The 25,611-nt window shown below is 45.7% G+C and carries 18 protein-coding genes; 3 read left to right on the top strand and 15 right to left on the bottom strand.

The window, feature by feature from the left end:
* The first annotated feature begins 15 nt into the window (after positions 1-15).
* A complete protein-coding gene (locus AC58UX_RS03835) occupies positions 16-546 on the top strand; it encodes a DNA-binding response regulator (protein WP_497249765.1) in 531 nt (176 codons plus the stop codon).
* Here AC58UX_RS03835 and AC58UX_RS03830 read toward each other — a convergent pair.
* Both AC58UX_RS03830 and AC58UX_RS03825 read right to left on the bottom strand, forming a co-directional pair.
* On the bottom strand, positions 499-2,334 hold the full coding sequence (locus AC58UX_RS03830) for an LTA synthase family protein (protein ID WP_497249764.1): 1,836 nt from the start codon (positions 2,332-2,334) through the stop codon (positions 499-501). The genes AC58UX_RS03835 and AC58UX_RS03830 overlap by 48 nt on opposite strands.
* Before the next feature lie 30 nt (positions 2,335-2,364).
* The gene (locus AC58UX_RS03825) at positions 2,365-2,820 is read right to left on the bottom strand and encodes a CBS domain-containing protein (RefSeq protein ID WP_497250050.1); all 456 of its coding nucleotides are present in this window, start codon (positions 2,818-2,820) and stop codon (positions 2,365-2,367) included.
* Positions 2,821-3,025: 205 nt separating this feature from the next.
* Between AC58UX_RS03825 and AC58UX_RS03820 the strand changes: the two genes are divergently transcribed.
* Complete coding sequence (locus AC58UX_RS03820) at positions 3,026-3,448, top strand: MarR family winged helix-turn-helix transcriptional regulator (protein WP_497249763.1); 423 nt, start codon at positions 3,026-3,028, stop codon at positions 3,446-3,448.
* Positions 3,449-3,507: 59 nt separating this feature from the next.
* Here the strand turns inward: AC58UX_RS03820 and AC58UX_RS03815 are convergent, their stop codons facing one another.
* The 8 genes from AC58UX_RS03815 to AC58UX_RS03780 form a co-directional block, all read right to left on the bottom strand.
* The gene (locus AC58UX_RS03815; protein WP_497249762.1) at positions 3,508-7,671 is read right to left on the bottom strand and encodes a glycoside hydrolase family 9 protein; all 4,164 of its coding nucleotides are present in this window, start codon (positions 7,669-7,671) and stop codon (positions 3,508-3,510) included.
* A gap of 230 nt (positions 7,672-7,901) precedes the next feature.
* Positions 7,902-8,087, bottom strand: a complete 186-nt coding sequence (locus tag AC58UX_RS03810; RefSeq protein WP_497249761.1) for a hypothetical protein — start codon at positions 8,085-8,087, stop codon at positions 7,902-7,904.
* A gap of 343 nt (positions 8,088-8,430) precedes the next feature.
* On the bottom strand, positions 8,431-9,780 hold the full coding sequence (locus AC58UX_RS03805; protein ID WP_497249760.1) for a hypothetical protein: 1,350 nt from the start codon (positions 9,778-9,780) through the stop codon (positions 8,431-8,433).
* Positions 9,781-9,802: 22 nt separating this feature from the next.
* Positions 9,803-11,377, bottom strand: a complete 1,575-nt coding sequence (locus AC58UX_RS03800; RefSeq protein WP_497249759.1) for an ABC transporter substrate-binding protein — start codon at positions 11,375-11,377, stop codon at positions 9,803-9,805.
* 79 nt (positions 11,378-11,456) lie between these two features.
* The gene (locus tag AC58UX_RS03795) at positions 11,457-12,368 is read right to left on the bottom strand and encodes a carbohydrate ABC transporter permease (RefSeq protein WP_497249758.1); all 912 of its coding nucleotides are present in this window, start codon (positions 12,366-12,368) and stop codon (positions 11,457-11,459) included.
* 24 nt (positions 12,369-12,392) lie between these two features.
* On the bottom strand, positions 12,393-13,367 hold the full coding sequence (locus AC58UX_RS03790) for an ABC transporter permease (RefSeq protein ID WP_497249757.1): 975 nt from the start codon (positions 13,365-13,367) through the stop codon (positions 12,393-12,395).
* A gap of 175 nt (positions 13,368-13,542) precedes the next feature.
* Positions 13,543-15,255, bottom strand: a complete 1,713-nt coding sequence (locus tag AC58UX_RS03785) for a sensor histidine kinase (RefSeq protein ID WP_497249756.1) — start codon at positions 15,253-15,255, stop codon at positions 13,543-13,545.
* A gap of 19 nt (positions 15,256-15,274) precedes the next feature.
* Complete coding sequence (locus AC58UX_RS03780) at positions 15,275-16,915, bottom strand: response regulator transcription factor (RefSeq protein ID WP_497249755.1); 1,641 nt, start codon at positions 16,913-16,915, stop codon at positions 15,275-15,277.
* A gap of 213 nt (positions 16,916-17,128) precedes the next feature.
* Between AC58UX_RS03780 and AC58UX_RS03775 the strand changes: the two genes are divergently transcribed.
* Complete coding sequence (locus AC58UX_RS03775) at positions 17,129-17,707, top strand: Uma2 family endonuclease (RefSeq protein WP_497249754.1); 579 nt, start codon at positions 17,129-17,131, stop codon at positions 17,705-17,707.
* A 42-nt stretch (positions 17,708-17,749) separates the two neighbouring features.
* Here AC58UX_RS03775 and AC58UX_RS03770 read toward each other — a convergent pair whose 3' ends face one another.
* From AC58UX_RS03770 to AC58UX_RS03750, 5 genes are all read right to left on the bottom strand, one after another.
* Positions 17,750-18,835 (bottom strand): class I mannose-6-phosphate isomerase, encoded by a 1,086-nt coding sequence (locus tag AC58UX_RS03770; RefSeq protein WP_497249753.1) that lies wholly within the window; start codon positions 18,833-18,835, stop codon positions 17,750-17,752.
* Between the two features lie 83 nt (positions 18,836-18,918).
* The gene (locus tag AC58UX_RS03765; RefSeq protein ID WP_497249752.1) at positions 18,919-22,044 is read right to left on the bottom strand and encodes an alpha-mannosidase; all 3,126 of its coding nucleotides are present in this window, start codon (positions 22,042-22,044) and stop codon (positions 18,919-18,921) included.
* Positions 22,045-22,089: 45 nt separating this feature from the next.
* A complete protein-coding gene (locus tag AC58UX_RS03760; protein WP_497249751.1) occupies positions 22,090-22,932 on the bottom strand; it encodes a carbohydrate ABC transporter permease in 843 nt (280 codons plus the stop codon).
* On the bottom strand, positions 22,929-23,921 hold the full coding sequence (locus AC58UX_RS03755) for a carbohydrate ABC transporter permease (protein ID WP_497249750.1): 993 nt from the start codon (positions 23,919-23,921) through the stop codon (positions 22,929-22,931). The genes AC58UX_RS03760 and AC58UX_RS03755 overlap by 4 nt, the downstream gene beginning before the upstream one ends.
* Before the next feature lie 88 nt (positions 23,922-24,009).
* Entirely contained in the window at positions 24,010-25,509 is a 1,500-nt protein-coding gene (locus tag AC58UX_RS03750) for an ABC transporter substrate-binding protein (protein WP_497249749.1), read from the bottom strand.
* Positions 25,510-25,611 lie beyond the last annotated feature (102 nt).

Here is a 25,611-nt window from a genome sequence, read left to right as displayed (position 1 = left end):
TTAGGAGGGAATACAATGGATCAATATGAGATATGGTTAGCCAATCAGAGGAAAAATCGGGAAGGTGAAGCGCTTCGCAGGTTAAACGAAGGTCATGCTCACAATGAGAAACTGTTTGCCCAAGACATCTGGTTGCCTGCGGTCGGCAGCTTAGACTTTTTGCATGCGGAGTACGAAGTTATGAATTATCGAGACGGTGTCTTCTACTTGGATTTCGCCTACATTAGACCACCCTATCTGATCAATTGGGAAGTCGATGATTTCAACTCGCATGCCAAAAATGTGACTCGTCGTAGCTTTGATTACGAACGAGAAAGACAAAACCAATTGATGCTGGACGGCTGGCAAATTTACCGTTTCCCGCTTGATTCCATTAAAGAGAAACCAAGACGCTGTCAACAATTCATCCAGCAAGTACTAGGCAAACTATACGGCGGCAGTGTTATGGTCGAACAAGAAAAGCCTTGCGATATAATCGCAAGACTTTACTTACATCTTTTATTCCGGCTCCACACGATCCGGCAGCTGACTAACGTAGCTATCTGATAACTGCAGCAGCTTCAAGGAATGATTAAATTCATCTTCTGTCGCAGATTGATGATCATTGGCATTGCCGGCAAGTGTAAAATAACTGCCATCCTCAAATCCTTTACCAGACATGAAGAGCTCTTCATTATTCACAAATGAGCCTGTAGGCAAATAATAACGCTGCGGCAGCAGGTTATAAAATGTTTGGTTTAGCAAATCCTGACCAAAGTGGATATGGTCTGTTAACGGCACACCTAACAGGTTCGCGACTGTAGGTAAAATATCGACTTGACCGCCGAGCTGTCTATGAACTTCTGAGGTGGTCACGCCTTCGGCAGCGATAATAAGAGGAATATTAATGAGTTCTTTTTCGCCGTATTCATGACCTAATATCTCGTTCATAAGTGCTTTGTCTTCCGTTTTCAAAGAAAATAAGGGAAGGCCGCGGTGATCGCCATAGAGAACAACTAGACTATTCTCCCAAATGCCTCGCTTCTTCAAATCATCAATAAACAACCCAAGCGCATAGTCAGCATAATTTTCTGCGCGAATATAATCACCGACAAAGGTGCCTTCATATCGCTCAGGCAGTGTCATTTTATATTTTTCCTCAGGTATCGTAAAAGGGTTATGAGAGCTCATCGAGATCACGTGCGCGTAAAACGGTGTTCCCTGGTTCTGATACGTCGCTAATTCTTCCGCTGTCTTTCTGTACAACACCTCATCGGACGAGCCGTAGAAAAAGGCATCCTCGTCTTTAAAGAATTGTTTATCGTAGTACTTATCATATCCGATCGCTTGATACAAATCGTCCCGGTTCCAGAACCCAACCTCGTTCGTATGGAAATTCATCGTCGTGTAGCCTTGCTTCGCAAGAAGCTTGGGCAGGCTTGGCAGATCCTTCTTCCCATAGACTTGCGTAGCCGCGCCGTCTGGCGGAACATAATAGGACGTGTTCACGATAAACTCGGCATCCGACGTATTCCCTTGACCAATTTGCTGATAAAATTTCGGGAAATAATAGTTCGATTTGATTAACTTATTCAAATTCGGCGTCACTTCGGTTCCGTCGATGTGCAAATCGATCAGAAAATTTTGAAAGGATTCCATTTGGATGATAATCAAATTTTTACCCTTTGCTGCCCCGTATTGAACGGGTGCTGCGACCGCCATTTTGTTCTTCAATGCATCAATGGTCGGCTGCGTAATTTGATCAGGACTGATGATCTCTTCTTTCTTTTGAGACAGCAGATTATACATTTCATAGTTTAAAATGCCCATCTTACTCGCTTTTACATTCTCATTAAAGGAACTGCGGTTAGGAATGACACTTAGTGCGCAAAGTAAGAGAGAGAAGCAAGCGACACTAGCAAGGATTTTCATACTTAGCGGCTTCCACTCTCTCGTCTTCGGCTTAAAGAACGCAAAAAAGCTCACCACAACGATATCCAAATAGAAAAGTAAGTATTGAGGCTCAATCACTGAGAAAATACTTTTCTTGACCGCTCCGACCTGCTTAGCTTGCGTAAGAACGTGATACGTAGCGATAACGCCAAAATGTTTATAATAAATAACGAGTGCAAAAAACAAAATCGTAATAATCAAATCAACAACAAGGTACCAGACGAGTTTATGCTTTTTCACAACGTACTCAATCACACAATAAGTAATCAAGATGGCTGGGATTTCAGTCAGTAGAATTCTGGCGGACGGTCCTGTTTCAAATAAAATCATCCACGCTACATAAATTTTGATGACAATAAATAATGGAAATAAAAATAATCGATGTCTGAGCCGTTCCAACATACAGAGAGCTCCTTTCGTTTCAATCAGTTTTCACAAAATAGAATGGAAGGCATGTCGAATCACATCTCCCCTGCTAATGATGCCGACCAGCACGCCTCTTCTTAGGACAGGCAGTTTTTTAATGCGCTTTTTGCCCAATATCGCCGCGATCTGCTCTATATCCTCATCAGCATCAACGGCAATGACTTTCTTTTGCGCGATTTTCATCACATTTAAAGGAAGTATGTTGCGAACGCGATCTTGAAACTCCTCATTATCCCCTTTGATTACGGCTGTGTAGAGATATGAACCAAATATATGATCGTCATGCTTGCCAATATAACGCATAATATCTCCGTCACTAATGTAGGCGACGACTTCGTTCCGATCGTTAACCACGGGAAGCCCGCTGATACGATGCAAAAGAAACTTCTCGATGACAGCACGGACACTGTCCTCTTCTTTTACTTTATAAACTTGACGAACCATAATCTCCGATGCCTTCATCATGTGCCCTCTCCCGTCTACAATTGCTTCTGCCTCATAAAAGAAGTATGATGAACCTACATACTTGCATTATACAACTATGTGAGGTGAAGTCAATCCTTACGCGTTTTTCGACAACAGCTATGTACGATGATATTCAAATCATGCGCAGTATGTTACGATAAAGTTTGGAATGAATGATCACGCCCATAGATGAGGTACACGAATGACGAAAAATCCTGTTGAAACCATTGAAGGCGAACTAGCCCTCTTTATACGCCGTTTTATCTCAGCAACAACGAATAAGAAAGTTGGCAACCTGGACCGTGCTGCTTATCTTTTGCTTCATCAAATCTCCTCACACGGCTCCGCTGGCGTGAAAGCTTTGGCCGAAGAATTCCATCTGGACATGTCCACAATCAGCCGGCAGACTGCCGCTTTGGAGCAAAAGGGCTATGTGTATCGGATTCCCGATCCCCAGGATCGCCGCGCTTACGCCATGCAGCTCACTGAACTCGGTATAGCGGAATTAGCTTTGAACAAGCAGGCTCGCCTAGCTTATCTTGCTAATCATCTTCAAGATTGGACTTTGGAAGATCAACAAAAGTTCGGTGAACTTTTGAATAAGTTTAACTGTACGATGCAGTAGTCCCGCTGCAGCAAATATAAAAAGCTTCCAGTCAAATGACTGGAAGCTTTTTATGTTTGTTATCTCGTTACCGATACATCATCGAAATTAGCTTTCGTATTCGCGTACGTTCGTGCGCCGATTTTTCCGCTGGCGAAAGCGGTATCTGTCACACTGAATTGCAGTGCGCCGTCTTTGTACACTGAGATCGCGCTGCCATTTAGTACGATTTTGTATGTGTAGAACGTGTCGGCAGCTATACTTGGACTCGTGTAGGCAAGTGTCGTTTTGACGCCGGCGACCATTTTGATCAGTTCCATTTTCCGACTGCTAGCGTGATCATTATTTTTTAAATAGAGCAGGTAGTAATTATTCGTATCGGTATATCGAACCACTAACCCCGCATCCTTATTGCCACTCGCGTTGCTCGTTACGTTGACTTTCGCTTCCAGTGTGTAGTCAGTCCAAGTAGACTCGCCTGCAATCGAAAAACTGCTTGCACCGCCCGCTTGCCCGCTGTACTGCGAAGATTGTACTGACCAAGTACCGCTTGTAGGCGTCCAACCACTGGCAAGGCCATTGTTGAAATCGCTGAAAAACAATTGCTGTGTCACCGTAGGACCCGATTGGAGCCCGCTGCTGACTGCATTGGAAGTGTTATCTGTCGTATGGAAATAATAAGAATGGTTACCTACTGGCAATTTGGTTGTATATTTGTAAGCCTTGCCGTCACTGTAGGTGACATCTGCCGGATCAACAGCTTCCATTTGACGAACAATGCCGTCCAAGATGAGCTCCATGGAGAACGGCTTTTCGTTTTGAGCATCTGTATACGTTGTATTGAAAGTAAAATCAGTTGCCGCATCGCCGCTTGCATGATCGACGCTGATGGCACTAAGTGTAGGCGCTGTTCCGCTGGCCACATTCGTCGCTTTAATTTCATCGATGAACATTTCGCCATAGCCAACTGTCGTTTGGTTCAACCAGATGGAAATTGTTGCTTTCTTTTTATTAACTGCCGGTGTTAGGGCATCTAGGTTATAGGCTAAATCCGTCCACGTGGTCGGAACCGCGATCCAGCCACCCGTGAGGTTATAGGTGCGTGTGCCGTCATTGAGTTCGATTTTCATCTTCAGGTTGGCATAGCTCGGGTTCTTCACTTTAAAATTCAAATAGCGATACCCAGATAAATCAACGAAATCGTGCCAAGGTTGGAATTTCGCATACGAGTTCACGGCGGTTTGCGTTTGCGAGAATTTACCAACTGTTAAACCATCCAACGTTGTCTTCACGAATGCGGCTGTGCCGCCATTTTGCGTATACCAGTTTACCCATTCACCCGTACCTCCCACAGATCCCCAAATGCCGCCGCCACCAAAGTCATCATACATCAGCGGTGTTGAAGGATCTGGAAGAGGCGCTGCTACCGTATAGTGCGTCGAACTGTAGCTTTGTCTACCTGCAGCATCCGTTCCTCGAATGTCCACTCGCTTATTGGCATAAGCAGCTGATGCACTTTCGTCAACCGTCGCCGCATAGACAGCGCCCGAGACAGACATTGGCAAGAATGTACCCGAAGTGCCTGTGGAAGAGTATTCTAGATTGCTCAAACCTGTTGTAGAACCGCTAAATACCGTTACGTTCCCCCGCACATAATCGCCAATTGTTGGTGATGTGATTGGGAGTGTCGTCGGTGTCGTACCGCCAGTTGAGCTTGCGGATGCGTTCGCGCTTAACCCCATGATCGTGTATAGTAGCCCAGCTTGAATACTGATGCTGAACTCGTTATAACGCCATTGGTTTGTATCATCTTGATACAGCGAACGGTCTTCATACCAAGGGCTTACGCTTGTGATATCCTTTGTATCCTTCATATTCGGCCCGCTGACCATTGCGCCTGGGAACACGACGCCAGAACCGAGCTTGGAATTCGCTCCCTCATCAAAACGGGTATGCGGGTAGGTGACGTAGTCCGAACCAATCCCAGAAACCCAGCTCATGTTCCACGGATTTCCCCCAAAAATCCAGTACATCCCCTTCTCGACCGCACGTAGTGCCGCAGGATCTTGGAACAGCTCATAGTACCGCATCATGTCGCCAAGGTAAGAAGCATGCGGTTCGTTCACGCCAAAATTCTTAAATTGATTCAGCACGCTGTAAGGCGTGTCATCCGTTGAGGATAGGAAGTAGTCGACCTGTTGCTTCAATAACTGTTGAATATGTGCTTTTGTTGCGGTATCCGCGACAGGATAAAATTCTGCCAGAGACATGGGTCTCATATCCCAATAGTTCGTTGAAGCCAAATCGGTAAAGACGAGTGTATTAATATTCGCTGTGGCCGCATCCTTGTAGGCCGTGTTGTTCGTCAACAGATACAGCTCTACATCTGCTAAAAGCTTGGAGTTCGGAATGCCGCCACGAGTGGAGTAGGAACCAACAGGCCCGTTCGGATTAGCGACGACATAATTGTAAAATGTAACGGCAGCCGCTTCGCAATTGTTAGCGAAGGTCGTGAGTGCGGACACTTTTGCAGGGGCAATGTCCCCTTTAGCAATCGCAGTGCGAATCGCCCTTGCTGTAGCCGCAAGCGTCCCCGCTGCTTTGGCGGACCCGCCTACGCCTAGGCCGGAAAGCTTGCGATCATCGGCTGTGCCGTTAATGTTATCCGTTGATTTAGCCGGATGAACGAAGCTGGCGTTGTTCTTGAGATCATACATTTCACCGCCGAGTTGATTGGCAAATTTGACTAAGTACTCACTGCCCCAAACTGCCTCATCTACCAGATCAGGGACGCCGTTGCTGTCATTATCGAACTTAGAGCTGGCTGCGTCGGCATGTCTGATATAGGCTAATGCAATTTCGCTGCCTACCCACTGGTTGCCTCCGTATTTCCCATAATCTCCGGCATCGTACCAGCTGCCCGTTAAGTCATAGTGCGTCAAGCCATCGGCGGATTGCGCATCGTCCAAATGGCCGGCCGCATGGTAAATATTTGCCGAAGGCGCCACTGAGCTGTATCCGGCAGGATACGCATCTGAAGTCGCCACACTTGCCCGCAGGATGCGATAAAACGCCGTCATTTCATCCTTATAATTGGACCAGATGTTCGGTTGAATGGCGAAAGTGAAAGATGAAATGCTGTTGCTGACAACCGTATAATTCGTACCACTAGCTGTGACCGATGAGAAATCAATCGAATACACGTGCTTATTCCAAAAGTAACCATCGTACGTCATATTCCCTGTAGCAACAACAGTTGCGCCATTCTTTACCACATAGGAGGTGTCCGTCAGGGGAAGCTGAGCTGTCACTTTGGCATTTTTAAAAGCACCGGCGTTATAGCCTGCTTGACTGACGTTTACATCGATAACCTGCGTCGTGCTTGTCACGACAGGCTCGTTCTGGAGCGTCGTTGATACTTGATTCGAAGTCAAGTCTGTCGTTCTAAAATAATACGTATGCGAGCCCACAGGCAGCTTCGTGATGTAGTAATAGTTTTTGCCATTGGTGTAGGTGGTGTCCGCATTATCTTCTTCCCTCATATCGTAGAGGGTATCGTCGACGACAAGCTGCATGGCAAATGGCTTCTCATTATCCACATCGGTGTAGGTCGCTTTGAAAGTAAAGGAGGTATTCTGATTATAGCCGTTTGCGGAGTTGGCGGTCATACTGCCAGATAATGTGGGTGCCGTGCCACTGTTGTCGGTAGATGCGAAGATATCGTCAATCAGCGTTTCGCCATATGTACCGCCAGATTGACGCAGCCAAATTTCAAACTTCGCTGTTTTTTTGTTCAGAGCCGGGGTCAAGGCATTCAAATCAAATTGACTCGTCGTCCACGTTGTGGGAATCGCAACCCAGCCAGCAGTAAGATTATAATTGGTCGTTCCGTCCCCGACGACAATTCGGATTAGTGAGTTAGCGTAGCCCGGATTTTTCATCGTGACGTTCAAATAGCGATACCCCGTCAAATCAACGGTCTCATTCATAGGCTGAAATTTAGCCCAGGACGAGCTCGATGTCGGTGTTTGCGTGAACAATCCCACTTGGCGTGAATCGACAGTCGTCTTTGAAAATGTGCCGGTGCCTCCCGCTTGGTTAAACCAGTTGGTCCAGTTCGACTTGAAGAGGCCTCCCCCATTGAAGTCGTCGTAGAGGAGTGGATTTCCAGGCCCTGGCAGCGGCGTAACAGCAGCAGAGCTTGTGTTAGGCGCAATCAGCAAGGTGTTCAAGGCGAGAATCAACCCTAAACAGATGCACCAAAATCTCCTTGCCCTTCCTTTCATCCGAGTGGTGCTTGACATTAACATTCCTCCCATGCAAAAAGTTTGTTGGAACCGCTTACAGTTTTTATTATACTTACCCTTCTTATCGCGAGCGATGATGTAATCTCGACTTCTTGTGATCAATTCTGTTTGATGTGGGCATGGGGAGCATGTGTGTGCAATCCGGAGGATAAGCAAGTTTAGTATGCTTATTCCTTCTGAAATCGGTGATTGGCGCCTGATTGGATGCAGCTTGGTGGGATCCCTTGCCGTCGAGTTAGTCGATTTCGTCGACTATCTATGGCACCTTGGCCTCTCCAATCGTAGAGAAAGTCGGTTTCATCGACTATCTCCAGCATCTTGGCCTCTCCAACCACAGAGATAGTCGGTTTCATCGACTATCTCCAGCATCTTGACCTCTCCAACCACAGAGATAGTCGGTTTCATCGACTATCTCCTTCCTCAATGCCGCGTCTGCACACAAGTCACTCCCCCGCAACCACTAGTCCGACATTCCCGAACTAATACCACTGTCAGCACCAACAATTCTCAATTAGTCCGAATTAGCCGAACTAAATCGCCCCAAATGACCCCCACCCGCGAAAAGCGGGCATTTAGTTCCGTAGAATCGAACTATTCCTGCTTTTCCCAACGAAAGCCCTGATTTAGTTCGGATATATCGGACTACCGTCACTCCCGGCGAAAAAAAGAACCTCGCACCCGCGAGGCTCCCTCAATTCACTTCTTTTTACCTAAAACTAACCGAATCGTTCTCTTCTCGCCCGTCAAATTAAAGCGAAGGAAAACCAACTCATCTTTAATTATCTTCGTCTCCACATTCTCAGAACAACTCTCGATCACATAATCACTCAGATCGTCCCAGTACACCAGCCCGAACGGTATCGGCTTCCAGTTGCCAATATCGTAGACAAGCTCGATGCGATCGCTCGTTTTCTCGTACGTTGTGATGAATAACGGGGGAATCTTTTCCTCGAATTCATCCTGCATATTCCACTGGCCGACATAATTGCGGGCAAGCCGCGGTTTGCACTCCCCTTTGACGAAAATCATCTGACATTGGCTGTCGTAGTAGAGGAACGTATCCGGCCATGGCCCGGAAGCCACCCCACCTAATGTCATGGTGTAGTCGTTCACTTCAGGTCGAATCGGCTTATCCTTGGTTAGCATATAGGAAGGCGCAGTGATTTGATTTTGTTCATGGTACATGGCCAGCGCCTTCGGCAGAGTTGTCAACGTTACGCCGCACCCCGCCACGTAGGCAAAGAACCGGTCCAACATCCCTGCGCAGGCCTCAACGTGTGAAGCTGGAAATACTTGAAAGCGATCGCTGAACTCCATCTCATGTGCCTCTTGCTGCTGAAGGAAAAACACCTGATCGTTATGGTCGGTATTATCCAAATATTCATCAAACAGCATTTGCCAATACGTAATCTCTTCACCTGAACACAAACCAGCGCGCAGCACATCATTGGGATCGGTTGAGTAGATAACTGGGCTGCCTGTGTGATAAGACAGGTGCAAATCCCGTGCTGTCCACTCACAAGCGACAACTTTGCCTTTTCCAGGATGTGGCACCTTGTACCGATGGCTATCCACATACCAGGATCCCCAAGGAATCCCTTTATGTGTAATTCCGTCCCACCACACTTGCTCCCAGCAATATCCCCACATGCCTTGAAAATCCAGTTCCTCTAACACTTCAATGACTTCATTGTAAATTTTGCCCCTGGCTGCGATCTTCGTTGTCGCCCAAGGAAAAGCTTCCTGTACAAGCTGCCAATCGCTCTCCAGCCTAGCCTTAAATGCGTCCTTCGACATCCCGCAGTCTTCCATAAAGAAGGGGCTTTGCAGAATGATATCATCACCATATGCCTCATGCCATTGCCGAATTTGCTCACCCAGTATAGGGATAGAGCCACGGTTGACGATCCATGTCACGGGTATGCCATGCGCATGGGCTAATCTTGCTGTCCGCTCCACACCATCGACAGCTACACCACGTCCCCAAGGGGTATCATAATGGGAAGCATAGCTAACGAAGGTGTAAATGAGGTTCTGGGGTTTCAACGGTAATCACCTCGAGCTCTTCCTATTTTTTGTTCTCTTTCCACCAGGCATCGATTTGCTTCTGAAGCTCGCCACTAACTTTCTCAATACCTGCAGCTTTCAGCTTCGCATTGCGCTCATCGATCAATTTGGAAGGATTCGGAACAGCACCCGTGCTTGTAACTTTATACTCATTGACAATTGTCGTCAGTTGCGCAATTTCATTCTTAACATTGGTGTCATCAAACACAAATCCGATCAATGGGAAGCGTTTCGCGTCATTGTTGAACTTCTTCCAGCTGTCATACAAATCATCCGGTTGGCCTGGCTTCATGTAGTTCAGGAATTGATTTCCTAGTACCCAGAACACTTGGCTGTCATAGCCAGAATCTTTGATTGGCTCGATGCGGTTTGGTCCTACTTTTTTGTAGTGTTTGCCTTCAATACCATTAACAAGAAGGTTGATTACGTATGGATCTGTATGAAGGTAATTAAGGACCATCATCGCTCTTTCTGGATTTTTGGACGTTCTCGAAATGGAAAGCATGGAACCTGTTGCCAAATCCGTGGTTACGATTGGCTCTTCGATAACGCGGGAAACCCAGTCATACGCGCCGTTGTCGGCAATCTTCAACTCAATATCTGAACCAGGTTTCCATACTGTGGATTGCACCCAAATTTTACCTTGCTTGCGGATCTCCCCAATATTGGTCGTTACCGTAGCGGCATCCGCATTGGTGTACCCTTTCTCATAAAATTTACGGTATGTTTCTGCATCGGCTTTATTCAAATCAACAATATCTTGATCCAATACAGTTTTGACCTTCATATCTGTTGACTTGTAATCCAAGAAGAACGTCGGCATTTTACCAGGAGTTGGCCCGATCGGACGATAATTGGATTTGGATTCATACATCATGAAGCTCGCACCGTAAGCAGTTCCACCAGCGACATAGTTATTGATCATGTCCGGATTATCTTTTTTAATTTTTTCGAAATACGGCTCTAAGTCTTCTACCTTATTGATCTTATCGATCGGAATTTGATACTTATCAATGATGTCCTTACGGAATGTCCAAGCTTTCCCCTGTGTAATTTCTTTATCCGTTGGAACCGCATACAACTTTCCTTTATACCGTGGTGCTTCTAGATAAAGTGGGTGAAGCATTTTTTTCGTTTCTGGCGCAAATTTATCGAGCAGCGTATCCAGCTCAAGGAAAGCTCCTTTGGTTACGTTAGCAGAGAAATCTAACCATGACGCTGTGAATACGAGATCCATTTTTTCCCCAGTATTCATCATCAGCTCAGTCTTCTTCTTGTAATCAGCAGATGCAATCGGCTGTAGGGAAACCGTCGTGTTAATTTTTTCTTTCAAATATTTATTCAGTTCTTCCTGAACGAGCGCATCGTCCTTCATCGGTTTTGCTTGATAGAGTAGGGATACTTCGTAAGGCTCCAATGTTGCTTTTGGACTAGCTGGAGCTGCGGAGCTGGCGGCAGTCGCTGCTGGACTTGCGGATGTACTTGCTTTGTTATCACTGGAACATGCTGGCAGTACGGCGGTTAATCCTAGCGCTAGCGCCATTGGGGCTAGCATCACTGACTTTTTACGTTTCATTTGTAGACCCTCCTGTAAATTATGGTATATGAATCGGCTGACGAAAGCGAGAAGCAAATCGCAACCGGTGAATCTGATCTCAGCCTTTGACGGCACCGACAGTTAAGCCTTTGACGAAATATTTTTGAAAGAACGGGTAGACAATCAATATGGGTCCCATAGCAATAAAAGCTAAGGCCATCTGCAGAGACTCATTGGGCAAATTCTTAAGCAACTCTGGATTCTGAGAAGCTATCGTCAGATTCTCGCGGATGTACTGAACATCTTTCAGCACGCGCAACATCAGGAACTGTATGGGATACATATGCTCCTTATTGATGAAGAGCAAAGCATTGAACCAATCGTTCCAATAATTAATCGTTGAGAATAACGCCATCGTCGCAAGCACTGGCAGCGATAAGGGAAGTACAATGCGTAAGAAGATACGCAGTTCACCCGCTCCATCTATTCTGGCAGAGTCAATCAAAGCTGGATGGATGGTAGACTGGAAGAATGTACGCATAATAATCACATTGAACGGAACGATTAAAAGCGGTAGGATCAAGGCCATATAAGAGTCTTTCAGATGAAGCGTCTGGGTGTATATCATGTAACGACTCACGATTCCGCCGTTAAATAACATCGTGAAGAAAAGAAAGAAAGTGAACATGTTACGATATGGATAATCTTTGCGAGACAAGGGATACGCATATAAAGCCATCAGTAAGACACTTAATAGGGTACCTACGACGGTAATCCCGATGGAAACTTTATAAGCATTTGCCATCGTCGCAAAATCTTTAAATACGGTGTCATACGCAATCAACGACCACTTCGAAGGGAAAAAGCTGTATCCCTCATTAATCAAAGAATCATTATGCGTGACAGATACAATAATGACGAGAATGACAGGTAGTATGCAGGATAACGCTAGTAAGATGAATACGAAATTAATGATCGTCTCAGCCAGTGGGGAAATGCGATTTTCCCTTCGATACGATTTGGAAATCATGAAGTTCACTTCCCATCCAATCAATTAGAATAAAGCTTGATCCTTATTTATTTTACGGACTGCTCCATTCGTCACAAAGACCATAATGAAGCCTAGAACCGACTGTGCCATCGCTGCCGCTGAAGACATACCGATATCATTCAGTTGCGTCAAAACACGGTACACATACGTATCTACTGTATCGGTGGCTGGATATAAGACACCAGAATCCAACGGCACTTGATAAAATAGTCCAAAATCCGAATTGAACACATGTCCCATATTCAGAATTGTAATGATAATGATAATTGGCATAATAGATGGTAAGGTGATGTGCATCATCTGTTTCCATTTTGAAGCACCATCAATGACAGCTGCCTCATAATACTCCGTATCAATACCAGCGATGGCTGCGATATAGATCACGGCACCGATACCGACACCCTTCCAAGCACTAACCACAGTGAGTATGAATGGCCAATATTCCTTCACCATGTACCAAGACACAGGTTCTTTACCTAACCATTTCAGAACCGTGACATTCATGAAGCCTTGTGTGGGATGCAGGAACGCGTATACGAGATAACTAATGACGATCATGGACAAAAAATGAGGCATAATCAGGAACGTTTGATAACTCTTAACCGCTATTCGGCTCCGGAGTTCATTGAGTGCTAAGGCAATAGCCACGGATAAGAATAAATTCACAATCATAAATGTTATGCTGTAGCCAACTGTATTTCGTACAATTCGCCACAAAGATCCATTAGTGAATAGAAATGTGAAGTTATCGAATCCAATCCATGGACTCCCCCAAATACCATCGACATAGTTGATTTTCTTAAAGGCAATGAATAGCCCGAACATTGGTAAATAATTATTAAGCAATAGCACGAGGGCTGCAGGCACTAACATCAAAGTCAGCGTTCTGAATTGCCAGAAGTTACGCCAAATCTTAACTCCTTTTGCTTGATTTCGCGTCTGCCCTGCCTCTCGTGCAGGTGCGGCTGTCTCTCTCACTGCGTCCACTCCTTTCTCTGTTAAATTAAGTATAGTACGTGGAATCCTCCAATTCGATGATGTATCCGCATAAGAACGTGATGAATACTCAGCAAGTACTTTAATGAAAAAAATCACCATTGCAGCGTTTAAAACAAAACAAAAAATCCGGCCCAGGGCCGGATCATTGTCAAACTTATTCACTCGGATGAATCGGAATCGTAATTGTAGCAATAAGACCGCCGCCGTCCCTCAGACGGTAGCTTAACCCATACGAATCACCATAATGCAGCTGAATGCGTTGATGAACATTGCGAATACCATAGCCTTTGTCGTCTATTTCCCCACTGACAATCATTCGTAATTTATCGAGATTCACCGGAATAAATCCATTGTCCTCAACAAGGATATGAATCTCATCCTCTACGCGTTTCAATCGAACCCACAGATGGCCTTCGCCATCCATACTCTGAATACCATGGAATATCGCGTTCTCGACAAGAGGTTGGATGATGACTTTAGGCATTTTGTACACTTCGAGATCTTCATCCATATCCCAGAACACTTCGAAGTTCCCTGGATAACGCTTCATTTGAAGTCGGATATAGGCACGCACATGCTCCAACTCTTCGCTGATCGGAATCATGCTCTTTCCTTTGCTTAGGCCGATGCGCAGCAGCTTCGATAAATCTTTAACCATACCGCCGACGTCGTGATTACCGCTTTCGAGGGCATACCAATAGATGGAATCTAGCGTATTATACAGCAAATGCGGGGTGATTTGAGAATGGAGCGTGTTCAACTCCTGTTCCTTTTGTTTGATTTTCATCCCATAGTTCTCTTCAATCGATTCATTGAGTCTGCCTGTCATCCGAATAAATGCCGTATATAGTAGACCGAATTCATCCGTGCTTGAGCGCCGATCTCCAAAATCAAAAGGTCTTCCCAGCTCATATACACGTGTGAAGGTAACTAATCGAGCCAACGGTTTAATGATATTTCGCAGCAAATACAAGACGAACAGCAACACGAGAACTAAATAAATGGCCAGCATCACCATGATTAACTGTTGAAAGCTCGTCTGTTTTCCCATAATGGAATCCAATGGAATCTTATAGATTAATCTTGTATTGAAGTTAAATTCATAGGAAACGGCATAAAGATGTTTTTGATCATTGGATTCCGAATAATAAAAGCCATTCGATTTATTGCGAAGAGCCTCTGGCAATTCCGACAATGCCATGTCTGCCGAACCAGCCTTCAACAGCATTTCATCTCGATCATCAAATAAGAAGACCCCAGCATGATCGGGCAGTTGTACCGAAACGAGATTTTTGGTCAATAAAACCTCGACTTTGGAAACAGCAAGAAAGCCGATCAATTCATCATACTTTTCAGGATTTAAAATACTGCGTGTAAACGTTACTGTCGGCTGTCCTGAACTCGACTTGGCTAGTCGAAGACTCCCAGCCCCTTTCTCTGCTTGTGTCTGTAAAGCCCACTCCGGGTAAGTGCTGCTGCTATCCAGATAAATGAGCCCCTGCTTTTTATACAGGGCATTTACTGGAAAAGGTTGGTTTCCTCTACTCCCCATATAGATTGCATATTCGGTGCCATCGGAAGACCAACGATCCAGAATCGTGTCTGCTTCGCTTAATGCATTAATACTTTCAATATGCGTCCAGAAAGCAAACTGCTTTGGATTGCTAAAAAAATGATTGTCCAGAAACGTGACCGTCTTATCTCTGACCGAAGACAGCGTGTTCTCCATCGTAGCGTGATTCTGCATCACCAGTTGGAGCATCGTCTTCCCAACCTCATCCTTAATCGTAGCCGAGGTTCGTGAGAAGGAGATCCATCCGACAATGAGAAACGGGCCGATGATGAATAAGCAAAATGCTACAATCACCTTATATTGAAGCCTCAGTTTAATTCCCCCTGATCTCTTTGCGATAATCGGCCGGTGAGATCCCGATGAACCGTTTGAACATACGGCTGAAATGCTCCGGCGATTGATACCCCACTTGATACGAGATTTCATATCGCTTCAAATCGGTTACAGCAAGCAAACGCTTCGCCTCTTCGATCCGAACCTCGGAGACGAAATCCCATACGTTCTTATTCGTTTCTCTTTTAAATAAATAACTGACATAGGCTGCACTAAAATGCACTTCGCCAGCGATATCCTGAATCTTCAGCTCATGATTGCCATAATTGTTGAAAATGTAAGCCGAAATGCGGGATACGACGGTCTGATCCCTCTCGCTAATACTGGCCCGTATGACATCGGAAAGCGCATGCACATACTCCTGCAAACAAGCCACTTTCCTGCTGAGCTCCATCCCTTTGAAATACACATCCGGATCATATTGGCGAAACAAACTGTTGGATTCTGAGCCATTATCAAAAAGCAAGCCATACAAGCGATACACCATTAAGCCAAAACAGCTATGAAACAAGCCTTCTGAATGGATCAGATTGGACAGTATTTTGACTGCAGACTGAAGCTCCTTGACAATTCCTGCCTCATCCACTGTTTTCAAGTGAAGCACCAGCTCTTCAACCTTCTCTGCCCACTCGATCATTCGCATATTGCCTAAAGCTGACATATCTTCATAATACAGCACGTTATTATCAGGATGCAGCTTGCGCCACTCAATCGCTGCATTCGCCTCCTCCATCAGCTTCGGAAGCATCGACAAATCGAGGCTCAGCGTACTCATACCGACGGTAACATCCACATTCAAATACTGCTTAAGATTAAAAATAATCGTTTGACCGATCAGATTCAGCTGGGAATTCATCGGCAATCTCGCATCCCCTGAATCGGAAGCTTCCAATTGAATGACACAGACCAGCTGATTGCCAAAGCCATAAAAGGCTACGCCGCACCAATCCGATAGGCTTTCTTCCAAAATATTTACAGATGCATATTTCAACAGCTTGCGGTCCATTAGCGTAATGTCCTGATTGCTGAATCCGCCCTTGCTCAAATTCAAATGCACAGCAGCGATGCCATACCAATGGCCTTGCTCCTTCAAGGAACTGCCGATTTCACGGAGCAAATCTTCGTAATCTTTATCTTGCAAATCCGTTTCCGTTACGAGCTCGATTAGAGCTTCATGGCGCTTTTTGAGCAAATGACCGTCTTTGTGGCTGTCTGCATCTGGACGCTGCAGCGTCAGTCGGCCCATTTCCTTCTTCTCATGCAGCGCCTTCTCAACAACCCTTATTAACTCATCCAGCTCAACAGGCTTGATTAAATAATCCTTCGCCCCTAAGCGGAGCGCTCTCTTGGCAAAATCAAATTTCTCATGGGCTGAAATGACGATTACAGGCAGATGCGGCTGCTCCAGCAGGATCGCCTCCATTAATTCGATGCCATTCATCATCCCCATCTGAATATCTGTCAAAACGAGATCGTAAGTGTCCATGCGTAAGCAGTCCAATGCCTCAAACCCGTTTGAAGCGGTTTCAACATGATCAATGCCCAGCTCTGATCTCATTAAATAGCTCTTAATTCCCGTACTCACTGTCGGCTCATCATCCACGACCAGAATTTTATACATCGGAGCCCCCTGTCAGACAACACGCTGTCAATTATTCTATATGATACCATGTTAGCCATCGTTTTTTGCACTGTCTATGATTATTTCAGGGAAGAATGTGATCGATTCTATGGTGCTTGCGGAATGACGCCTTCGCTAAGCAACCATCACGAAACGAGTCGTTATTATGGTATAATCAGAGAGTAATCCCATACTTAGGAGGTGAATGTCATTATGAGCAATAACGCCAAGTCGACATCAAAACCTAATATTAAAGAGCATACGCCATTTTATGACGTTCCAGAGCGATTTGAAATCATTAACGGCATACGCTATGACCTTTCGCCATCCCCCAAGTTCGAGCATCAGGAAATCGTTGGAAATCTGCATTTCAACCTACGAACCACTTGTTTTCTTGAAGGAAAAATCATCCTAGCACCAATGGACGTCCATTTTGATGAAGACAATATTGCACAGCCCGATATCATCTACATATCGAACGCAAATCTCTCAATTATTCGGGATGGATTCGTGTATGGGGCTCCTGATATGGTCGTTGAAGTCTTGTCCAGCAGCACTGGACGTAAAGATAAAACAGTAAAGAAGGCCATGTTCGAGAGATTTGGCGTGAAAGAATATTGGCTTTTCGATCCCTCTTATCGAACCGTTGATCAATTTGTCCGTATTGACGGCGAATACCGTTTGGCCGCAACATTAACGGATAATGATACCCTTACATCTCCCCTATTTCCATGTGTGTCTATTGATCTTAGCGCGATATTTCCGCCTGAAGATACGACAGAAGAAAAATGAAAAAAGAGACCCATTAGGTCTCTTTTTTCTATCCCCTTGCCTTTACGTAAGAGGGGGCAAGCATCTCAACAAATGAAGTGGTTGGTCTAAATTCTCACTCTTGCACTGGAGGGCATGCAGCCCTGCTGGCAAGAAAATCTGATCTCCACGTCGAACAGGTACAGTGCCATTTTCCCATGTTAGTGTGCCTGCTCCTTCTGCCACAACCAGTACAGAGAACTCACCATGCTGATGCAAAGCATATAAATGCTTGATTTCAATGGATTCTAGTCCGAAATATGGCGTATCTTCATACGAGATGAGCTCGTATTTCGCAAAGTTCTCTGTCTGCTCCACCAGTCGGGACTGCAAGCGATACCTTGAAGTAATCTCTTCCAAGCTGTAGGTTTCATAATGGAAGCAGTCGAACATGCGATCAAAACCCGCACCTTGGTGGCACATCCCATCGGGGATTGTGCGGCCTGCTGGCGTGACGCGTTCAATTCGAATCGTATAATCCGTCGGCTCTTGAATTTCGATCAAGAAGCAACCCGCGCCAATGGCATGCGGCATTCCACCTTCGACCAGAAATACCTGACCTGGCTGCACTTCGATCTTGTGCAAGGCTTGGATCATCCCCTCGATATCCTGATCCCAGAATAGCTTTTCCCAAATCTCACGCGTCATGCCTGGCTTAAACCCATAAAGAATGTAGGGAGGCTGTCCATCAATTTCCCTGCCGCCAAGAATATACCACGCCTCTGTCTTGCCGAATGGCGACTGGAAAATCTCCTGTGCCGTCGCACGGTCAGGGTGAACCTGAATCGTCAACCGTTCCGCCGCATCCAAGGCTTTAACCAACACGCCGGTCGCGCTGCCATATTCTTGATGATGACGCTGACCTAGAAAACCAACGGGATCAGCTTCGATCAGCTCAAGAAGTGACACCCCTGCGGCCTCATCTGACAATACATAGCTTAACCCTTCAACTATATGCTCCCTGCCAACATTGCGAGCCCTTATCACAGAGGCAATCCACTCTTCTGGCATGGCGTTGTCCTGCGGCTGCTCTTCACCTTGCCATGTTTCAATCATCTTGCCGCCATGATACGTGCGCCATACTCGATTGGACGCGAGTTTGTGCGGCATGCTGCTAACTAGGTTCCTAGCACCTTGCATTCCAATTCACTCTTTCCGTATCGGATTCAAAATAAACTTATAAATTCAATATTTTAGAAATACACCATAAACGTCTTAATTTCATAAGGATTCATCGTACAGCTTATGCGGTTACTTTCCTGTATGTCGGATTCGATATTTTCCATGAGATTGCATGCTGCCCAGCGGCTTATCGGTAGACTGCTTGTGATCTCCAGTGGTCCTCTTGCCCCTGCGAATTCATGAATACGTAAGATTACCGCGTTCTCATCCTCTGCCTTTTTCACAGCATCGATTAAAGCGTGTGGTGAAGAAAGAGTAAAGAGCGACAAACCTGCATGCGAAGTCCCGCCAATGGTCGCGTTTAGTGGACTGTTTAAGCTCCACGCCTCGCGCACAGTTTCTCCCTGTCTCCAATCACCCGCATGCGGCAGCAGCGCATAGGTGAAATGATGTTCACCACGGTCTGCCTTCGGATCAGGAAATACTGGAGAGTTGATGAGGGATAAGCGCATCACATGATTTTTTATATCGTAGCCATACTTACAATCATTCAGCAAGGAGACACCATACCCATGTTCAGATAGATCTGCCCATTGTTGGCCTACGGTTTCAAAACGCGCATAATCCCAGCTCGTGTTCCAGTGTGTCGGACGCTTCACGTTGCCGTACTGAATATCATACGTCGCTTCCGTGGAACGAATGCTTACTGGGAAAGCAACCTTTAACATTTGCTCGCGCTCATGCCAATCCGCATGCGTCTTGAAGTCGATTCGGCGGCTATGCGTGTACACGATTAACTCCTGCACGATCTGCGATTTGCCGAACGTCCATTCAAAACGTACAACTGCTCTTGCAGCGCCATCTTCCGTTAAGCTAACTGAAAGTAGTTCAGTCACTTCGCGTTTCTTTTCTCCGTAGTAAATGTCGATTCCCCAAGCATCATCGCGCAGCGGTTTGTTCTCAAAAACTTGCAGTACATTGCCGAATTCAGCGGCTTTGAGCACTTCACGGTCATGCTCCTTATCGTAGATACGCGTGAGCTGGCCGAACTCATTCCACTCCAAGCAATAGAACGGAGTTATCAGGCTATCCGCTTGAAAACTGAATGAACTCGATACTGCAGCACCATTACCGCCAGCCTGAAAATGAAGTTCCGTCATCCCCATCGCAGGTGCATTATTGGTCATAACAACCCAACCGTCGCCGCTGCGCTGTGCGGCAAGCTCTGCCCCGTCTGCACTTCGCCAAGTCCCTTGCAGCCCAGGTTCAGGGATAAATACTGGCTCAGAACGTTGCCAAGAGGCTGAATTATACATGGTGTATTTGTTGGCATTGGCATCTTGGCGAGAAAGCTCTGCCAAAGATTGCTTCCACAAACGAACAAGCGAGTGATCCGCTTCTTCATACTCCTGCCAGCTATCTGTATACACCTCGCGAATTGATGTACCCGGCAAAATATCATGAAATTGGTTACGCAGAACGGTTTTCCAAATTTTTAACAGCTCATCTGTCGGATAGGAGGACCAGTTTTCTTTCAAAATCCCTTCGAGCACGAAAGTAAATTCGCTCTCTCTTAGCATTAGCTCTGCTTTTCGGTTCAAAAGCTTGTTACGCGCTTGACTTGTGTACGTCCCGCGGTGGAATTCCAAATACAGCTCGCCATCCCACGTGTGGACATATTCCTCACTCTGTGCAACCCGCTCCTGAAGCCCAGCGAAGTAATCGTCAGCGCGGCTTGTCTTCACGTTCGGCAAACCAGGCAGCACATCCAGCCGTCTGCGCATCTCCAGCATCTCACGGGTTACGCCACCGCCACCATCTCCATAGCCGTAACAAAGGAGGAGATCTTTATTGAGTGACTTATCCTTGTAGTTATCCCAGATACCTTGCACCGTCTCAGGGGTAACCATGCCGTTGTATGTGTAGATCGTATGATTAGGTTCCGGTGTCGTAATAAAATGGGTCAAAATCTCCGTACCGTCGATCCCCCGCCACATAAAGGTGTCATGCGGCATCCGATTGTACTGGTTCCAGCTGATTTTGGTCGTCATGAACGTGCTGATGCCCGACTTTTGCAGAATTTGCGGTAACGCCCAGCTGTAACCGAATACGTCTGGCAACCACAAGTAACTACATTCTACGTCAAATTCCTCGCGAAGAAAACGAGTACCGTACAAGATCTGTCTAACCAAAGACTCACCCGAGGTCAGATTGCAATCCGGCTCCAACCACATGGCGCCATCCGCTTCCCAGCGGCCTTCTTTGACTCGCGTGCGAATTTGTTCATAAACCTCCGGATAATCTTCTTTCATATATTCATAGAGCTGCGGCTGTGTTTGCAAAAATAAATATTCCGGATACTGCTCCATCAAGCGAAGCACCGTTGAGAACGAGCGCACGCATTTTTCGCGTGTATGCTTCAACTGCCATAACCAAGCCACGTCAATGTGCGTATGCCCCACGCAATGAACAGTTATTGCCGAGTTTTTATTCAGTGAATCCAACTCAGCTTGAAGCACCGCGCTAGCATCGTACACGGAATCATAAAACGCCGAGGAGCCCGGCTCCGACCAGTAAATTTTCAAAAACGCTTTATTCAACGCCGAGATCAACATCATCTTATCTGCACTGTTTTCAGGAAGACGTTTAATCGTCTCCAACGCCGCTTTTGCTGTAAAAAATAAATCATCCACCGTTTCGTCCAACCAGCTCAACTCAGCCTTGAGAATCTTATGCTCGGCTTTATTCCGCGGTCCCCAGCTGCCGTAACCTTTCAAGCCCGACCATAATCGGAAAGTAAGGGTATGTGTCTCAGTCGTGCAAGCTTGCGGCAATAGCACTTCTTGATGGTTCGTATCCACACCTTGATAAGGCATATCGTTTACATAAAGCAGCGATTCAAAGCCAGAAATGTGATTAGGACCTGAGGTTCCGAAATCGAAACGACCAACAATTTTTTTACCCTGCCATGCCTCTGGAGCCTTTATTTCTGTACGAAGCCATAAGTAGGTATCGTTTCCTTCCCACGAATCACCGATTTGCAGCGGCCTTTCTTCAAAGGCAAGCGGAGGTCGCTCACCGATATTGCCCTCCTCATCCAACGCACATTGCAGCTCTTGAATGGCAATAATATCCCTGTAGCGATACTCTGAAAGCTCAGCAATGCGTTTTCCCAGCTTTTCCGTTGTGTATAACATCTATGTTAGCTCTCCTGTCTCGTTTTCTTGACTTTCTAGCAGCTACTATCCTTTAATTGAACCCGCAATTCCCTCAATAAAGTATCTTTGTAGGAATAGGAAAACGATAATAATCGGAATGAGTGACATACATGCTCCTGCCGCGATCCCCGTCCAATCCACCGTATTCGTACCGAAGAAATTGTACATCCCTACCCCAAGCGTACGAAGCTCTGGTTTACCAAGCGTAAAGATCAACGGCACTAGAAACGCGTTCCACGCAGCAATGAATGTGAAAATGCTAACCGTTGCAATAATTGGCTTTGTTAATGGCAGCATAATATTGAAGAAGATGCGTGGCTGACTTGCGCCATCCATGACACCCGACTCTTCGACTTCTTTCGGAATCGAAGCAAAAAAGCCCATGAACAACAAAATGGAGACCACGTTTGACGGCCCCGCCTCAGCTAATACAACCCCCATGAGGCTGTTGTTAAAGCCTATTTTCACAATCAACTCAAAAAGCGGGATGATCGTGAATCCCTTCGGTAAAAACATGGCCACAACGAGGGCAGCCAAAATGATTTTCTTGCCCGGCATATTGCCGCGACCGAGCGCATAGCCCGCCAATGAGGAAACTATAAGGACCACTAGAATGACGGTAACAGTTACGAAGACAGTGTTAAAGAAGTATAAATAAAATTTGGCGCTTTCCCATGCTCGGGAGAAGTTAGCTAGGGTTGGCTCTTTCGGAATTAAGCGAAGTCCGCCAAGAAACATTTCTCCTTGCGATTTAAAAGCCGAGGAAATCATCCATAGGAACGGATAACTCCATAAAAAGGTAAGTCCAATGAAAAGAAGGTGCATGCCGGTCTGAGCCATTGTTTTACCTGTGCGTAGTCTTCTCATGCCGATTGCCCTCCTTTACCTGGCTTTACTTTTTTCATAACAATCGCTTGAACAAGCACAATTAGAAATACTGCCGAACTGAACACGATCCCCGCCGCAGATGCGAAACCATAACGCGTATTCGTATACTCCGTCGTTTCGAACGCATAGCGATAAATATAAGTATCAATGACATCTGTGGATTTGACAGGTCCGCCTTCTGTCATCGTTTTGACCAAGTCAAAGGGGTGAAGATTGCCTATGAATGTCAACAAGACAATGATAATACCGATAGGCACGAGCAGTGGAACCGTAATGCGGGTAAAACGCTGAACAGCACCTGCTCCATCGATTTTCGCAGCTTCATACAGCTCTGCAGGAATAGTTTGCAACCCAGCGAGCCAATAGATTAGCGGCGTACCAAAGCTTTTCCATAGCGAAATAACCAACAAGGTAGGTAATGCTAGTTTCTGGGACCCGAGGAAGTTAATCGGGCTGTCTATCAAGCCTATTTTTAACAGCACATCATTAATCGGTCCGCCAAGCGGGTTGAGCAAAATTACAAAGACAATACCAACAACTGCCGTCGTCGAAATCACTGGTAAAAAGACTAATAAACGGTAAATATCTCTTCCTTTAACAGCAGGGTGATTTAGAATTACAGCTACAATGAGTGCTAAAGGCAGCTGAATGCATACATTGCTGAGCGCAAATGTAAATGTAATTTTAAAAGCATTCCAAAATCCGGGATCTGTATAGATCTCAATAAAATTAGCGAAACCAATAAAGTTCGTCGGTCTTCCAGTACCATCCCAGTCAAAGAAAGCATAATACCAGCTTCCAACCATCGGCCAAACCGAAAACATAAGAAACAATACCAGCATGGGTAAAATAAACAAGTAATGCCAGCGATGCTGCTTAATCCGATACCATAAGACTGATGACGACGCTACTCCACTTCCTAGTGCTGAGGTGGAGGATGGTAATGTCCTCTCTTGGTGTGTGTTCATTCCTTCCACTCCTTCTCCTATCCATTTGGTGAAAAGAGATCCCCTCAAGCGATTACTCTCTCTTGAAGGAATCTCCCCACGAAATCACTTATTTTCTAAGAAAATCTTTTAATGGATCCCAATCTGAGAACTTCAGATCATCGATTGAAATTTTACTGCCGCCATCGCGAGCTTTTTTCATTTCAGCCTCGATTAATTGGTTAACTTTTTTGTCGTAGTCGCTAAATACGGCTTTGACATCTTCATTATTGATAATGGCTTTAATGCCAAGCTCTTTAATTCTTGGTTTTGGCAATCCGTCTGCGATTGGTTTGGACAATTTATCCATATCCGCGTTTTTCAAACTTACATGCGGCGCCAAACGTAATGTCTCGTTCATCACTTGCAACACTTGTTTGGAAACACTATCCAACTCAATACCGTCATATGCCTTTGGAATAACGACCATTTCTTTGGAAGACTGGAAGTATGATTTCTGGAATTCAGCAGAACCGAAATAATCAAGTACTTTCCAAGCCGCATCCTTCACCTTGGACCCTGAACCGATAACGAATTTAGGCTCAGCTGGCGTAGGTACATCTCTATAACCTTTACGACCTGTATCCGGTACTGGTGCAGCAGCAATACCAAGTTTCAAATCTGGTTTTAACTTCAGAATCTCGGCTGCTTGCCATGCTGCTCCAACGAACATCGCAACCTTGCCTGCTGCAAATTGCTGATGCATTTGTGCTGGATCCCAGTTCTCCCAACCTGGAGCCAATACTTTCTGTGCATTCAAATCGCGGAATATTTCAACCGCAGGAGCCATAGATGCTGCATTTGCCTGACCTGTTAGGAGGCTAATTGGCCAATCTCCCTCTTGTTGGAGAACCCCGCCTTCATTCGATACGGCGAAGCCTGCAATAGTAGCCGAGAATGCTCCAAGGTCTTTCCCCATAATGGACGTACCATACACTTGCCCTTTGCCTTCTTTGGTGATTTTGGCAGACATATTCTTGAATTCAGAATACGTTTTCGGTGGTGTATCAATACCGTATTGTTTCAAAATGTCGACATTGTAGAACAAAGGTCTAACTTTACTGTAACGAGGATCGGCCAAAGGCACGCCTAGCAACTTGTCTTTATAACGCAACCAGCTATCCTTGTCGAAAGTACCTTGTGGATATCTAGCTTTGAATTCCGGCGTCACGTACTCATCAATCGGTTGGATCCATCCGTTGTCGAAAGCGAGCTGCCACTGCGCCTTACCGCCAACGATGAAGAATACGTCTGGTCCTTCATTTGTTGCAAACATCAGTTGCACCGCATTGTTATACTGTGCGGAAGGATTCATTTGAAGATCAATTTTCACTTCTGGATTTTTATCCATAAACTTTTTAACTTCGGCCTTATAGAAAGCTTCATCTTCTGCTCTAGCGGAAGGTAGTACAACCTTAACTGTTTTTGGCGGCTGCCCAGCAGTAGGTTTAGCTGTTGCTGGAGCAACGCTTTGCGCAGGTTCAACAGCGTTTTTGGAACAGCCAGCGGCCACGATCGTTGTGCATAAGGCCAGAACAGCCAATGCCGAAGTTTTGACTTTTTTGTTCAATGTGTTCGACTCCCCTTATTTGCTAGTTTGATTTTGATTACATGTTAATTGTAGCAATCGCAAACTCTTTGTAATATCCCAACCTACTATAAACGAGGTGGA

It is taken from the genome of Paenibacillus sp. J22P90 (assembly GCF_059692195.1).
This window is presented reverse-complemented; position numbering and strand designations above follow the sequence as displayed.

Coding starts and splice junctions, on each gene's coding strand:
- AC58UX_RS03835 (WP_497249765.1), top strand. CDS start 16: ATGGATCAATATGAGATATGGTTAGCCAATCAGAGGAAAAATCGGGAA.
- AC58UX_RS03830 (WP_497249764.1), bottom strand. CDS start 2,334: ATGTTGGAACGGCTCAGACATCGATTATTTTTATTTCCATTATTTATT.
- AC58UX_RS03825 (WP_497250050.1), bottom strand. CDS start 2,820: ATGAAGGCATCGGAGATTATGGTTCGTCAAGTTTATAAAGTAAAAGAA.
- AC58UX_RS03820 (WP_497249763.1), top strand. CDS start 3,026: ATGACGAAAAATCCTGTTGAAACCATTGAAGGCGAACTAGCCCTCTTT.
- AC58UX_RS03810 (WP_497249761.1), bottom strand. CDS start 8,087: ATGAAACCGACTATCTCTGTGGTTGGAGAGGCCAAGATGCTGGAGATA.
- AC58UX_RS03800 (WP_497249759.1), bottom strand. CDS start 11,377: ATGAAACGTAAAAAGTCAGTGATGCTAGCCCCAATGGCGCTAGCGCTA.
- AC58UX_RS03795 (WP_497249758.1), bottom strand. CDS start 12,368: ATGATTTCCAAATCGTATCGAAGGGAAAATCGCATTTCCCCACTGGCT.
- AC58UX_RS03780 (WP_497249755.1), bottom strand. CDS start 16,915: ATGTATAAAATTCTGGTCGTGGATGATGAGCCGACAGTGAGTACGGGA.
- AC58UX_RS03775 (WP_497249754.1), top strand. CDS start 17,129: ATGAGCAATAACGCCAAGTCGACATCAAAACCTAATATTAAAGAGCAT.
- AC58UX_RS03770 (WP_497249753.1), bottom strand. CDS start 18,835: ATGCCGCACAAACTCGCGTCCAATCGAGTATGGCGCACGTATCATGGC.
- AC58UX_RS03765 (WP_497249752.1), bottom strand. CDS start 22,044: ATGTTATACACAACGGAAAAGCTGGGAAAACGCATTGCTGAGCTTTCA.
- AC58UX_RS03760 (WP_497249751.1), bottom strand. CDS start 22,932: ATGAGAAGACTACGCACAGGTAAAACAATGGCTCAGACCGGCATGCAC.
- AC58UX_RS03755 (WP_497249750.1), bottom strand. CDS start 23,921: ATGAACACACACCAAGAGAGGACATTACCATCCTCCACCTCAGCACTA.